Source organism: Dyella sp. (assembly GCF_051962475.1).
In the GTDB taxonomy this organism is placed as follows: Bacteria; Pseudomonadota; Gammaproteobacteria; order Xanthomonadales; family Rhodanobacteraceae; genus Dyella_A.
This window is the reverse complement of the sequence record NZ_JBQCCF010000035.1, coordinates 1-12,676: the sequence shown is the minus strand read 5'-3', so window position 1 is coordinate 12,676 and position 12,676 is coordinate 1. Positions and strand designations below refer to the sequence as shown.

The 12,676-nt window shown below is 66.2% G+C and carries 10 protein-coding genes; 3 read left to right on the top strand and 7 right to left on the bottom strand.

Going from position 1 to position 12,676, the window contains the following annotated elements; all coding sequences use genetic code 11:
• Positions 1 to 253 precede the first annotated feature (253 nt).
• The 4 genes from ACTHJF_RS08260 to acnD form a co-directional block, all read right to left on the bottom strand.
• Positions 254 to 1,705: a bifunctional 2-methylcitrate dehydratase/aconitate hydratase gene (locus ACTHJF_RS08260; protein ID WP_440266689.1), complete on the bottom strand. Its 1,452-nt coding sequence runs from the start codon at positions 1,703 to 1,705 to the stop codon at positions 254 to 256.
• Positions 1,706 to 1,835: 130 nt separating this feature from the next.
• Entirely contained in the window at positions 1,836 to 3,020 is a 1,185-nt protein-coding gene (prpF, locus tag ACTHJF_RS08255; protein WP_440266688.1) for a 2-methylaconitate cis-trans isomerase PrpF, read from the bottom strand.
• A 28-nt stretch (positions 3,021 to 3,048) separates the two neighbouring features.
• Positions 3,049 to 3,633: a 2'-5' RNA ligase family protein gene (locus ACTHJF_RS08250; RefSeq protein WP_440266687.1), complete on the bottom strand. Its 585-nt coding sequence runs from the start codon at positions 3,631 to 3,633 to the stop codon at positions 3,049 to 3,051.
• Positions 3,630 to 6,224, bottom strand: a complete 2,595-nt coding sequence (gene acnD, locus ACTHJF_RS08245) for a Fe/S-dependent 2-methylisocitrate dehydratase AcnD (protein WP_440266686.1) — start codon at positions 6,222 to 6,224, stop codon at positions 3,630 to 3,632. The genes ACTHJF_RS08250 and acnD overlap by 4 nt, the downstream gene beginning before the upstream one ends.
• Positions 6,225 to 6,603: 379 nt before the next feature.
• Between acnD and ACTHJF_RS08240 the strand changes: the two genes are divergently transcribed.
• Positions 6,604 to 7,278 carry a TerC family protein gene (locus ACTHJF_RS08240; RefSeq protein WP_440266685.1) on the top strand — a complete coding sequence of 225 codons (675 nt, stop codon included), beginning with the start codon at positions 6,604 to 6,606 and terminating at the stop codon, positions 7,276 to 7,278.
• A gap of 7 nt (positions 7,279 to 7,285) precedes the next feature.
• Here ACTHJF_RS08240 and ACTHJF_RS08235 read toward each other — a convergent pair whose 3' ends face one another.
• From ACTHJF_RS08235 to prpB, 3 genes are all read right to left on the bottom strand, one after another.
• Positions 7,286 to 8,149, bottom strand: a complete 864-nt coding sequence (locus ACTHJF_RS08235) for a hypothetical protein (RefSeq protein ID WP_440266684.1) — start codon at positions 8,147 to 8,149, stop codon at positions 7,286 to 7,288.
• A gap of 150 nt (positions 8,150 to 8,299) precedes the next feature.
• Positions 8,300 to 9,445: a bifunctional 2-methylcitrate synthase/citrate synthase gene (gene prpC / locus ACTHJF_RS08230; RefSeq protein WP_440266683.1), complete on the bottom strand. Its 1,146-nt coding sequence runs from the start codon at positions 9,443 to 9,445 to the stop codon at positions 8,300 to 8,302.
• 154 nt (positions 9,446 to 9,599) lie between these two features.
• A complete protein-coding gene (prpB, locus tag ACTHJF_RS08225) occupies positions 9,600 to 10,481 on the bottom strand; it encodes a methylisocitrate lyase (protein ID WP_440266682.1) in 882 nt (293 codons plus the stop codon).
• A gap of 127 nt (positions 10,482 to 10,608) precedes the next feature.
• Here prpB and ACTHJF_RS08220 point away from each other — a divergent pair, with 127 nt between their 5' ends.
• Together ACTHJF_RS08220 and ahpC are read left to right on the top strand one after the other, a co-directional pair.
• Positions 10,609 to 11,826 carry a citrate/2-methylcitrate synthase gene (locus tag ACTHJF_RS08220; protein WP_440266681.1) on the top strand — a complete coding sequence of 406 codons (1,218 nt, stop codon included), beginning with the start codon at positions 10,609 to 10,611 and terminating at the stop codon, positions 11,824 to 11,826.
• Between the two features lie 153 nt (positions 11,827 to 11,979).
• Complete coding sequence (gene ahpC, locus ACTHJF_RS08215) at positions 11,980 to 12,543, top strand: alkyl hydroperoxide reductase subunit C (RefSeq protein ID WP_440266680.1); 564 nt, start codon at positions 11,980 to 11,982, stop codon at positions 12,541 to 12,543.
• The last annotated feature ends 133 nt before the right edge of the window (positions 12,544 to 12,676 follow it).

Genomic DNA, 12,676 nt, shown 5'->3' with positions numbered 1-12,676 from the left:
TCGTCGTAGCTCGACGAGCTCATGCTCGGCGCGCTGTCCGCCGGCGCCGGTGCCGCGTCCTGCGCGTGAACGGCACCCACGCCGCCCAGGGCCAAAGCAATCAGAAAATACAAGCCCTTACGTTTCATCAGGTGTCTCCTTGGTGATTTCTGTTTTATCGAAATCTTTCAGGCTGCGGCTCGTCATGAACAACGCCCGCGAAAGGCTGCCTGCCCCGCCTTAAGACGAAATGGATTATCGGCTCACGCTGTCTTTACAGCGTGAAAAGTTCCATGAAACGCTGAACCGGCATCGAATCGAAAGTGGCCGGGTCGGCTACCTGCTCGAGCACCACTCGAGCCCTGTGTGCGGGTAGATGGCCATGCATAGCTGCCTCGAACTTCTTGAGCAGCAACGGGATACCTTCGACACGACGCTTGCGGTGACCGATCGGGTAGTCGACGGACACTCTTGCAGTACTCGATCCATCCTTGAAGAACACCTGCACCGCGTTGCCGATGTAACGCTTGTCCGGGTCGAAATAGTCCAGGGTGAACTGCGGGTTCTCGGTGACCACCGTCTTCTCGCGCAGCGAGTCGATGCGCGGGTCGGCGGCGACGGCGTCACCATAGTCCTCGGCCATGAGGCGGCCGAAGATCAGGGGGACGGCCACCATGTACTGGATGCAATGGTCGCGATCGGCGTAATTGGCCAGCGGCCCGGTCTTATCGATGATGCGACACCCCGCCGCCTGCGTTTCGATCACCACCTTGTCGATCTGCTCCAGCCGGTCGGCGACCTGCTCATGCAACTGCATGGCGCATTCCACTGCGGTCTGTGCATGGAACTCGGCCGGAAAGCTGATCTTGAACAGCACGTTTTCCATGACGTAGCTGCCGAACGGCCGCTCGAACTCGAAGGCCTTGCCGCCAAAGGCCACGTCGTAATAGCCCCACGTGGCAGCCGAGAGCGCCGATGGGTAGCCGACCACGCCCCGATGGACAGCGTTGATCGCATGGATGACCGCGCGGCGGCAGGCGTCGCCGGCGGCCCAGCTCTTTCGCGGCCCGGTGTTCGGCGCGTGGCGATAGGTGCGCAGCGCACCGTTGTCGATCCAGCTGTGAGACAGCGCGGTGACGATCTGTTCCTTGTCGCCGCCCAGCATCGCGGTAGCCACCGCCGTGGAAGCGAGCCGGACCAGGATCACGTGGTCCTGACCAACGCGGTTGAAACTGTTTCTCAGCGCGTAGCAACCCTGGATCTCATGCGCCTTGATCGTATATGCCAGCACATCGCGCACCGTCATCGGCTGGCCGCCTTCGCGCTCGGCCTTCCGGCTCAGGTAATCGGCCACGGCCAGGATCGCGCCGAGATTATCGGACGGGTGGCCCCATTCGGCCGCCAGCCAAGTGTCGTTGAAGTCCAGCCAACGAATCTGCGTGCCGATCGCGAACGCCGCCTGCACCGGATCGAGTTCATGGCTGGTGCCGGGCACCCGCGCTCCACCCGGCAGCGTGGCGCCCGGAACCACCGGCCCCAGATGCTTGACGCATTCGGGAAACCGCATCGCCATCAGCGCGGTGCCCAGCGAATCGAGCAGCATGTAGCGTGCGGTGTCGTACGCCTCGGTGGAATCGATCACGTAATCGATCACGTAATCGGCGATGTCGACCAGCGGCTGGTCGGGCTCCGGTCGCTTCGCCGAACGCGTGTCGTGGATGCTCATGGCGCTCGTCTCCTGAAAGCTGAGGAACTGCTGCGCGACCCGGACGATTCGCCCGCCAGCGGACACGCATGTCGACGAGCTTACTCAGACGATGTCGCCGCGACGAAAAGCCGCCGCCGGTGCCAACCAACTATGGCATCGGCACCCGCACGAAGCCTTCCATCAGCACGCGCGCACTGCGGCTCATGATTGCCTTGGTAACCGTCCAGCTACCACACACGAGGCTGGCTTCAGCACCTACCCGTAGCGTCCCCGACGGATGACCGAAGCGCACCGCCTGTCGCTCGCCGCCACCCGCGGCAAGGCTCACCAGCGTGCCGGGAATCGCGGCAGCAGTACCGATCGCCACCGCCGCCGTGCCCATCATCGCGTGATGCAGCTTGCCCATCGACATCGCACGCACCAGCAGGTCGATGTCGGCGGCCCTCACGGGCTTGCCACTCGAGGCGACGTAGTCGGCCGGCGGCGCGACGAAGGCCACCTTGGGCGTGTGCTGGCGCGTGGCGATCTGGTCCAGCGACTGGATCAGGCCCATGCGCAGCGCGCCGTGTGCCCGGATCGTCTCGAACACCGCCAGCGCCTTGTCGTCACCGTTGATGGCATCCTGCAGCTCGGTGCCGGTGTAGCCGATCGCCGCGGCCTCGACGAAGATCGTAGGAATGCCCGCATTGATCATCGTCGCCTTGAGCGTGCCGACGCCGGGCACCTCCAGGTCGTCGACGAGATTGCCGGTGGGGAACATGGCCCCGCCCGCGCCCTCTTCCTCGGCCGCTGGATCCATGAATTCCAACTGCACCTCGGCGGCCGGGAACGTCACGCCGTCCAGCTCGAAATCGCCGGTCTCCTGCACTTCACCGTCGATCATCGGCACATGCGCAACGATGGTCTTGCCGATGTTGGCCTGCCAGACGCGCACGATGGCGATGCCGTCGCGCGGCACGCGCGCCGGATCGACCAGCCCACTGGCGATGGCGAACGGACCCACCGCAGCGGAAAGGTTGCCGCAGTTGCCGCTCCAGTCGACAAACGCCTTATCGATCGCAACCTGGCCGAACAGGTAATCCACATCGTGATCCGGGCGCGAGCTCTTGCTCACGATCACCGTCTTGCTGGTGCTGGAGGTGGCGCCGCCCATGCCGTCGATCTGCTTGCCGTAGGGATCGGGGCTGCCGATCACCCGCATCAGCAAAGCATCGCGCGCGGCGCCCGGCACCTGCGCCGCCTCTGGCAGGTCCTGCAGGCGGAAGAACACGCCCTTGCTGGTGCCCCCGCGCATGTAGGTGGCGGGGATGCGGATCTGTGCAGCATGCGACATGGGAATCTCCGGAAGTGCCGCGGCCGACTCAAAACAAGCCTGGCTGCGTCGCGGGGGGATCGATTTCAGGCAGCAACGGCCAACGGCCGATGATGTCGTAACGGTAGGGATGGCCGCCACCGATGACGAGGCACAGCTCATCGATGGTCCAGACGATGGGTGGATCGAGCACGATCTTGTCCAGCGGCTCGGGAGCGCCGTAGCTCAAGGTCATGTGCGGCGTCACGCCGGTGGCGATGTGGCCGAATCCTGCTTGCACGAGGCGGCGCTGAATCTCCTGCAGCAAGGCAGTGAACGCCTTCGGCACCCCGCGCGCGCGCATCGTCCAGTGGATGCGCCCCGGCATACCAGCCGGGCCCTCGATGCGGTTGAAATGCAGCGTGCACGAGGCTACGGAAACGGCTGCGCCCACCCGCAGCAACGCCGCACAGTCTTCATTGGTCGGCAAAAAAATGCGCTCGGAAAGCGACTGATGCAGGTTCGCCAGTGCAAACAGGGCGCTTCCCAGGCGTTTATCCAGTCCGAACCGCTCCAGCAGAGCACCGATGTATTCCACCAGTGCCGGCGGCGGCATGGTCGCGAAGAATAGACGCGGCTCCGCGACCCGACTCATGCCGCCTTCGAGGCCTCGATGAAGTCCTGTGCAAAGCGCTGCAGTACGCCGCCGGCCTCGTAGATTGACACCTCCTCGGCGGTATCCAGCCGGCAGGTGACCGGCACCTGCACGCGCTCGCCGTTGCCGCGATGGATCACCAGCGTGAGGTCGGCGCCCGGCTTGCGCTCACCGATTACGTCAAAGGTCTCGCTGCCGTCGATGCCCAGCGTCTTGCGGTTGGTGCCGGGCTTGAACTCCAGCGGCAGCACGCCCATGCCGATCAGGTTGGTGCGGTGGATGCGCTCGAAGCCCTCGGCCGCGATCGCCTCCACGCCCGCCAGCCGCACGCCCTTGGCCGCCCAGTCGCGCGACGAGCCCTGGCCGTAGTCGGCGCCGGCGATCACGATCAGCGGCTGCTTGCGCTCCATGTAGGTCTCGATCGCTTCCCACATGCGCATGACCTTGCCTTCCGGCTCCACGCGCGCCAGCGAACCCTTCTTCACCTCGCCATCGACCACGGCCATCTCGTTGACCAACGTGGGGTTGGCGAAGGTGGCGCGCTGCGCGGTGAGGTGATCGCCGCGGTGGGTCGCGTACGAATTGAAGTCCTCTTCCGGCAGACCCATCTTCGCCAGGTACTCGCCGGCCGCGCTGGTCGGCAGGATCGCGTTGGACGGCGACAGATGGTCGGTGGTGATGTTGTCGCCGAGCACCGCCAGCGGACGCATGCCGGTGAGACTGCGCGCCCCGGCGAGGGCGCCCTCCCAGTACGGCGGACGGCGGATGTAGGTGCTCTGCGCGCGCCAGTCGTACAGCGGCGCCGCACGCGTGCCGGTGCGACCGGTACGCGCGAACATGGGATCGTAGACCTTGCGGAACTGCTCCGGCTTCACGCTGGAGGCCACGATCGCATCGATCTCCTCGTCGCTTGGCCAGATGTCCTTGAGCGTCACCGGCTGACCGCTGGCATCGACGCCGAGCACATCCTTCTCGATGTCGAAACGAATAGTGCCGGCAATGGCATAGGCGACCACCAGCGGCGGCGAGGCCAGGAACGCTTGCTTGGCATACGGGTGGATGCGGCCGTCGAAGTTGCGGTTGCCTGACAGCACCGCAGTCGAATACAGGTCGCGGTCGATGATCTCTTGCTGGATCGCCGGATCGAGCGCGCCGGACATGCCGTTGCAGGTGGTGCAGGCGAACGCGACGATGCCGAAGCCGAGCTTCTCCAGCTCCGGCAGCAGCTTCGCTTCCTCGAGATACAACTGCACCGCCTTGGAACCGGGTGCCAGCGAGCTCTTCACCCACGGCTTGCGGGTGAGCCCCCGCGCGTTGGCGTTGCGCGCCAGCAGCGCGGCGGCGATCACGTTGCGCGGGTTGCTGGTGTTGGTGCAGCTGGTGATGGCGGCAATGATCACCGCGCCGTCCGGCATCTGCCCGGGCTTTTCTTCCCACGTACCGGCAATGCCGCGCGCGGCGAGGTCGGAGGTCGGCAGCCGCTTGTGCGGGTTGGACGGACCGGCCATGTTGCGCACCACCGAGGACAGGTCGAAGGTCAACGTACGCTCGTACTGCGCGTGCGCCAGCGTGTCGGCCCACAAACCGGCGGCCTTGGCGTAGGTCTCCACCAGCTTCACCTGCTCGTCGCTGCGGCCGGTCAGGCGCAGGTAGTCGGTGGTCTGGCTATCGATGAAGAACATCGCGGCGGTGGCGCCGTATTCGGGTGCCATGTTGGAGATGGTGGCGCGGTCGCCCAGCGTGAGCGCCGCGGCACCCTCACCGCGGAACTCCAGCCACGCGCCGACTACTTTCGAAGCCCGCAGGAATTCGGTCAGCGCCAGCACGATGTCGGTCGCGGTGATGCCCGGCTGCGGACGCCCGGTAAGCTCCACCCCGATGATGTCGGGCAGGCGCATCCACGAGGCGCGGCCGAGCATCACGCTCTCGGCCTCCAGTCCGCCGACGCCGACGGCGATCACGCCGAGCGCGTCCACGTGCGGGGTGTGGCTGTCGGTGCCCACGCAGGTGTCGGGATACGCCACGCCCTCCTGCACCTGTACCACCGGCGACATCTTTTCCAGATTGATCTGGTGCATGATCCCGTTGCCCGGCGGGATCACGTCGACGTTCTCGAACGCCCGCTTGGTCCACTCAATGAAGTGGAAGCGATCCTCATTGCGGCGATCCTCGATCGCGCGGTTCTTGGTGAACGCATCGGGATCAAAGCCGCCGCATTCCACCGCCAGCGAGTGATCGACGATCAGCTGCACCGGCACCACCGGATTCACTTCGGCCGGGTCGCCGCCGCGCTCGGCGATGGCGTCGCGCAGGCCGGCCAGGTCCACCAACGCGGTCTGGCCGAGGATGTCATGGCACACCACGCGCGCGGGGAACCACGGGAAATCGCGCTCGCGCTTGCGCTCGATCAGCTGCCTCAGCGACTCGGTGAGAATCGCCGGATCGCAGCGGCGCACCAGGTTCTCGGCCAGCACGCGCGAGGAGTAAGGCAGCGCGTCATAAGCCTCCGGCTGAATCGCCTCCACCGCCGCACGCGCGTCGAAATAGTCCAGCGAGGTGCCAGGAAGGGGGCGGCGATGGTCGGCGTTCATGGAGATCGGGATCCTTCAGGTGAAGACATGGGATGCCGAGGAGCGGCAGCCGCTGCGCATCGGTTGCAGATGGCAGGCTGCAGCGGGCCCGGCAACGCTGGATGCTGGCCCACCATTGTAATGGGAGAAGGTGTCTGGCTTAAGCGTTCGCGCCTTGACTGCCATGTGCAGCCCCCACGAGAATGCCGGTCTACTGATCCCAAAAGGGAGTAGTTCCGGACGCCGATTCTGCTGGCGTTCGTGCAGTGGTCGTCATCACGAGCGGAGCACCGCTCCGGTCACTGCAGCGGCTCCGCCGCGAACGAGACTTTTGCGGTAACCACGGGGCTGCGTGCGGCCGTGGTTATTGCATTTGTCTCGCGCGCCGGAATCGAACCGCATGGATTTCCTTACCCCCGAATTCTTCTCCGGACTGTTCGCCATCGTCCTGCTCGACCTCGTGCTGGCGGGCGACAACGCGATCGTGATCGCCCTGGCCGCCCGCAACCTGCCCCCGCGACTGCAGAAGAAGGCGGTGTTCTGGGGCACCTTCGGCGCGGTGGCGGTGCGCGTGCTGCTCACGGCCGTAGTGGTCTACCTGCTCAAACTGCCTGGACTCATGCTGGCTGGCGGCCTGCTGCTGCTGCCGATCGCCTGGAAGCTGCTCAAGCACGAAGACGAGGATCCGGCGGTGAGCCCGGGCGACACGTTCTGGTCGGCGCTCAAGACGATCGTGGTGGCGGACGCCCTGATGGGTCTGGACAACGTGCTGGCCATCGCCGGCGCATCCAAGGGCCACATGGGCCTGGTCATTCTGGGGCTGCTGATCAGCGTGCCGCTGGTCGTCTGGGGCAGCACGCTGATTCTCAAGCTGATCGGGCGCTTCCCGGTGATCGTCTACGTCGGCGCCGGCGCGATCGCCTGGACGGCGGCGCGGATGATTGCGCACGATCACCTCACCGCCGGCTGGTTCGATCCGCGGCCCTGGGCGCGCTACGCCCTGGACGCCTTGCTGGTGCTGACGATCTGCGGCGGCGGCTGGCTGGCCGAGCGCCAGCGCCGCCGCCACGCGTGAGCCTCCGTCAGAAGCGGAAGTTCACGTACATCGAGGGGCCGTTCAACTTCATATCGAGCCGGGCGGTGTAGGCGGTACGGCGCCAGTCGAGCTTGATCCGGCTGAAGTTGTACTCGGCACCGAAGCCGACGTGCTCCCACGGCATCCATTCCACGCCGAGCGCCGTATTGTAGATGTGTCCGCTCAGCCGGCCGCCGTTCTTCTTCACGCCCGAGGCGTCGATGTACATGCGCCACTGGTCGTTGAAGGCGTGGCGCCAGCCGAGCTGGAGCATCGGCGCCCAGGCGCTGTCCTTGCTGCCGGTGTCGACCGAAGCGGTCATCGGGCCGTCCGGCAGGCCGGTAATCGCGCCCTGCCCGCTCAGGCGGGTATCGATCTGGTACCAGGCGCCACCGAGGCCCACGCCGAAGGCATCGTTGCCGTGGCCGAACCACCAGCGCCAGGCGACGCTGCCGAAGTCGAAGTCGAGCTTGGCCCGCACGCTCGCGTTGGCCGCGTAGTCGACACCGTCATAACTGATACCTCGCGCCAGCGAGGCCGTGCGGCTGCGATCGATGCTGTAGTAGTCCAGCGACAGGCCCTGGTGGTCGCCGAGGAGGAAGTCGGCGCGGGCACGCGGCACGGTCTCGTGATCCTTGAAGCCGAGATCGTCCTCAAGGTTGAAGGTGCCGGTGGCACGCCCACCGTTGTCACTTGCGCCGATGTCGGTATCGACATTGGCGTAATAGCCACCGATGCGGAACGAGGCGCGATCGAGCGCCGGCGAGGGGGAGTCGCTCTGCGCAAACGACGCCGAGCTCCATGCGGCGAGGGGAAGCAGCGAAAGCAGCGCGATACGCAGCGACGGGGAACGGGAGAAACGAATGGACATGCAACGGCTCCATGCACAGGCTGGCGAGTGGGAGCCGCGAGGTTGAGGAAGCGCGCGTGCAGCCTGCGTCGACGAGCCGCGATGAGCCGCTCACGCTTGGGGCTTGCGCGAGTGCCCGCATGCATGCAGACACTCGCGCGGCCGCTTGGGTCAGCGCTTGTCGATCGGCACGTAGGTCTGGTCTTCCGGGCCGGTGTAGTTCGCGCTGGGGCGGATGATTTTTCCGTCCTGGCGCTGTTCGATCACGTGCGCGCTCCAGCCGGAGGTGCGCGCGATCACGAACAACGGCGTGAACATGGCAGTCGGCACGCCCATCATGTGATAGGCGCTGGCCGAGTACCAATCGAGGTTGGGGAACATCTTCTTGGCGTCCCACATCAGCTTTTCGATGCGCTCGGAGACGTCGAACAGCGTCGGATTGCCGCCCTCGGTGCACAGCTTGCGCGAGATCTCCTTGATGATCTCGTTGCGCGGATCGGACACCGTGTACACCGGGTGGCCGAAGCCGATGATGATCTCCTTGCGCTCGACACGGGCGCGGATATCGGCCTCCGCATCGGCCGCGCTGCGATAGCGCGCGATGATCTCCATCGCCACCTCGTTGGCGCCGCCGTGCTTGGGGCCGCGCAGCGCGCCGATCGCGCCGGTGATCGCCGAATACATGTCCGACCCGGTACCGGCGATCACGCGCGCGGTGAAGGTGGACGCGTTGAACTCGTGCTCGGCGTACAGCACCAGCGACTTGTCCAGCGAATGCGCGTGCAGGTCGCTGGGCTTCTTGCCGTGCAGCAGGTGCAGGAAGTGCGCGGCGATCGAGTCGTCGTCGGTCTGCGTCTCGATGCGCTTGCCGTTGTGGCTGAAGTGGTACCAGTACAGCAGCATCGAGCCGAAGCTGGCCATCAGGCGGTCGGCGATGTCGCGCGCGCCGGCCAGGTTGTGATCTTCCTTTTCCGGCAGCACGGTACCGAGCATCGAGCAGCCGGTGCGCAGCACATCCATCGGATGGGTCGACGCTGGCAGCAGCTCCAGCGCACCCTTTACCGGCGCCGGCAGGCCACGCAGACGCTTCAGGCGGGCCTTGTAGTTCTGCAGCTCGGTCCAGTTGGGCAGCACGCCGTAGACCAGCAGGTGCGCTACTTCCTCGAAACAGCCCTTGGCCGCCAGGTCGTGGATGTCGTAGCCACGGTAGTGCAGATCGTTGCCGCTGCGTCCGACGGTGCACAGCGCGGTGTTGCCGGCGGCAACGCCGGACAGCGCGACGGACTTCTTCGGCTTGGGCAGGGTTTGCTCGGTCATGGTGGATCTCCTGGTGCGAATGGCGCGGGCCCTGCGGCCCGGCATGTCGTTTGCCTGTCTGTAGGAGCCCGCTGGCGGGCGATGCTTTTGCTCCTGATCGACATCAAAGCGAGAAGAGCATCGCCCGCGAGCGGGCTCCTACGGTGGTCGTGGGTCAGTCCTTGGCGAACAGCGCGTCGAGCTTGTCCTCGTAGGCGTGATAACCGAGGAAGTCGTACAGCTCGGCGCGCGTCTGCAGCGTGTCGATGAGGTTCTTCTGGGTGCCCTCGCGGCGCACCGTCTTGTAGAAATTCAGCGCCGCCTTGTTCATGGCGCGGTAGGCGCCGCAGCAGTACAGCGCGATGTCCACGTTGGCGCCGCGCAGCTCGTCGGTGGTGAAGAACGGCGTGGAGCCGAACTCGGTGAGGTTGGCCAGGATCGGTACCTTCACCGCCGCCTTGAACCGGCGGTAGTCGTCCAGCGTCTTCATCGCCTCGGGGAAGATCATGTCCGCACCAGCCTCGACGTAGGCGCAGGCGCGCTCGATCGCCGCGTCGATGCCTTCGACCGCAGCCGCATCGGTACGCGCCATGATCACGAAGCCCGGATCGGTGCGCGCATCGACCGCCGCCTTCACCCGATCGACCATCTCGCCCTTGGACACCACTTCCTTGCCCGGACGATGGCCGCAGCGTTTCTGCCCCACCTGGTCCTCGATGTGCACGGCCGCCACGCCCACGTTGATGAACGAGCGGATGGTGCGCGCGATGTTAAAGGCGCCGCCCCAGCCGGTGTCGATGTCGACCATCAACGGCATGCCGGTGGCGTCGACGATGCGGCGCGCGTCGGTGAGCACGTCTTCCATGGTGCTGATGCCCAGATCGGGCATGCCGAGCGAGTTGGCCGCCACGCCACCGCCGGACAGGTACAGCGCCTTGTAGCCCACGCGCTTGGCCATCAGGCCGGCGTAGGCGGTAATCGCGCCCATCACCTGCAGTGGGGTCTCCTCGGAAAGCGCAGCGCGAAAACGGGCGCCGGCGGATGCGTTGACAGTCATGCGGGTTCTCCTAAGCGTCCAATTGTAGGCGATGACACCGAGCGAGCTGGCGCAACCGCGATGGGCGGCACTGTAGTGAGGACCAAACATGTTGATCAATCTTGATCGAATCGATCAATATGTTGCCATGGCGACCGACTACCTACCCGCTGCCGATGCCGCCGCCCGCCTCGGCGTGAGCCTGGCCACGCTTTACGCCTACGTAAGCCGTGGCAAGATCGACTCGCGCCCGGGTGCGGACGGGCGCAGCCGGGAGTACCGGGCCGACGACGTGGCAGCACTGATCGACCGGCGCCAGGCCGGCCGCAGTGCGGCGCAGGGTGCGGCGCACAGTCTCACCTGGGGCCTGCCGGTGATGGAGACGCGGATCTCGCTGATCCGCCCGCACGGTCACTACTACCGTGGCCAGTCCGCCCTGGCGTTGGCGCAATCCGGCGCCACACTGGAAGACACCGCGCGCCTGCTGTGGGACGCTCAAAACGACGACGCGTTCGCGGCTGCGCCCCTGTGTGCGTGGCCCGCTGGCGTGGTCGTGCTGTTGCGTCAGCAAAACCTGCCGCCGCTGGAACGCACCGCAGCCGCCTTGCCACTGCTGGCGTTGTCGGCGCCCCACTCGCACGCCGCCCACGCCGAGCAGGGGCGCCTGTGCGCGGCCCAGTTGCTGCGCGAGAGTGCGGCGCTGCTGAGCGGCGGCAAGGCCGGCCGCCAGCCGATCCATGCCAGCTTGGCCGCGCGGTGGTCGCCTGCAGCCGGCGAGCTGCCGTCGCTGGTGCGTTGCGCGCTGGTGCTATGCGCCGACCACGAACTCAACGCATCGGCGTTCGCCACGCGCGTAGCCGCATCGACCGGCGCTAGCCTGCATGCCGCCGCCAGCGCCGGCCTGGCGGCGCTGTCCGGTCCCCAGCATGGTGGCGCCACCGCGCGTGCCCACGCATTGATCCAGCAGAGCCTGCGTCAGCGCCAGCCGGACGAACTGGTGCGCGAGTACCTGCGTCGCGGCGATGCGCTGGCCGGCTTCGGCCACCCGCTGTACCCCGATGGCGACCCGCGCGCCGGGCTGCTGCTGGACCAGCTGCAGGCCCTGCACCCACGGCGCGCGGCCATGCGCGGCATCCAGCAACTGACCGCCGCGGTGGAACACCAGTGCGGGCTGCGTCCAAGCCTGGACTTTGCCTTGGCGGCGATCGTCACTATCTATGGTGGGTCACCCGATGTCGGGCTGGCCTTGTTCGCCGCGGGCCGGATGGCCGGATGGCTGGCCCACGCGCTGGAACAGCGCGCCAGCGGCGGCCTGATCCGTCCGCGCGCTACCTACGCGGGCATCCCGCCAGCACGCGGCGGGTGACGGGGATCAGCCATGTCGATCCGGCTAAATCGATAGCTTTTGTCAATTTCGACCATGCCAACAATCAATTAGATTAATCGACGGCTTCCACGTATCGTTGTGTCCATCAACGCTTTCACCCATCCCTTCAACCCAGCTACAGGAAGAGATCTCATGTCCCTGATCAACAACGAAATCAAGCCGTTCAAGGCGAACGCTTACAAGGACGGCAAGTTCATTGAAGTGACCGACGCCTCCATGAAGGGCAAGTGGTCCGTCGTGATCTTCATGCCGGCCGCCTTCACCTTCAACTGCCCGACCGAGGTCGAGGACGCTGCCGATCACTACGCCGAATTCCAGAAGGCCGGCGCCGAGGTGTACATCGTCACCACCGACACCCACTTCTCGCACAAGGTGTGGCACGAGACCTCGCCGGCGGTGGGCAAGGCCAAGTTCGCCCTGGTCGGCGACCCGACCCACCAGCTGACCCGCGCGTTCGACGTGCACATCGAGGAAGAAGGCCTGGCCCTGCGCGGCACCTTCATCATCAATCCGGAAGGCGTGATCAAGACGCTGGAGATCCACGACAACGCGATCGCCCGCGACGTCACCGAGACCCTGCGCAAGCTCAAGGCCGCCCAGTACGTCGCCGCCCACCCGAACGAGGTGTGCCCGGCCAAGTGGAAAGAAGGCGAGAAGACCCTCGCCCCGTCGCTGGACCTGGTCGGCAAGATCTGATGCAGCCCCGCGCGCGCCGACCCCCCGGCCGGCCCCCCGGCCGGGGGGCAGCCGGGCCCCAAGCGCCACCAAAGAAACCAGGCGCCCGCCCAGAATTTTCACGGCGCGCCCCCCACACCCCCCCACACCCCCC

What these genes read in the sequence shown, in the direction of transcription:
- ACTHJF_RS08260 (WP_440266689.1), bottom strand. Translation starts at nt 1,705, where the DNA reads ATGAGCATCCACGACACGCGTTCGGCGAAGCGACCGGAGCCCGACCAG.
- prpF (WP_440266688.1), bottom strand. Translation starts at nt 3,020, where the DNA reads ATGTCGCATGCTGCACAGATCCGCATCCCCGCCACCTACATGCGCGGG.
- ACTHJF_RS08250 (WP_440266687.1), bottom strand. Translation starts at nt 3,633, where the DNA reads ATGAGTCGGGTCGCGGAGCCGCGTCTATTCTTCGCGACCATGCCGCCG.
- acnD (WP_440266686.1), bottom strand. Translation starts at nt 6,224, where the DNA reads ATGAACGCCGACCATCGCCGCCCCCTTCCTGGCACCTCGCTGGACTAT.
- ACTHJF_RS08240 (WP_440266685.1), top strand. Translation starts at nt 6,604, where the DNA reads ATGGATTTCCTTACCCCCGAATTCTTCTCCGGACTGTTCGCCATCGTC.
- ACTHJF_RS08235 (WP_440266684.1), bottom strand. Translation starts at nt 8,149, where the DNA reads ATGTCCATTCGTTTCTCCCGTTCCCCGTCGCTGCGTATCGCGCTGCTT.
- prpC (WP_440266683.1), bottom strand. Translation starts at nt 9,445, where the DNA reads ATGACCGAGCAAACCCTGCCCAAGCCGAAGAAGTCCGTCGCGCTGTCC.
- prpB (WP_440266682.1), bottom strand. Translation starts at nt 10,481, where the DNA reads ATGACTGTCAACGCATCCGCCGGCGCCCGTTTTCGCGCTGCGCTTTCC.
- ACTHJF_RS08220 (WP_440266681.1), top strand. Translation starts at nt 10,609, where the DNA reads ATGGCGACCGACTACCTACCCGCTGCCGATGCCGCCGCCCGCCTCGGC.
- ahpC (WP_440266680.1), top strand. Translation starts at nt 11,980, where the DNA reads ATGTCCCTGATCAACAACGAAATCAAGCCGTTCAAGGCGAACGCTTAC.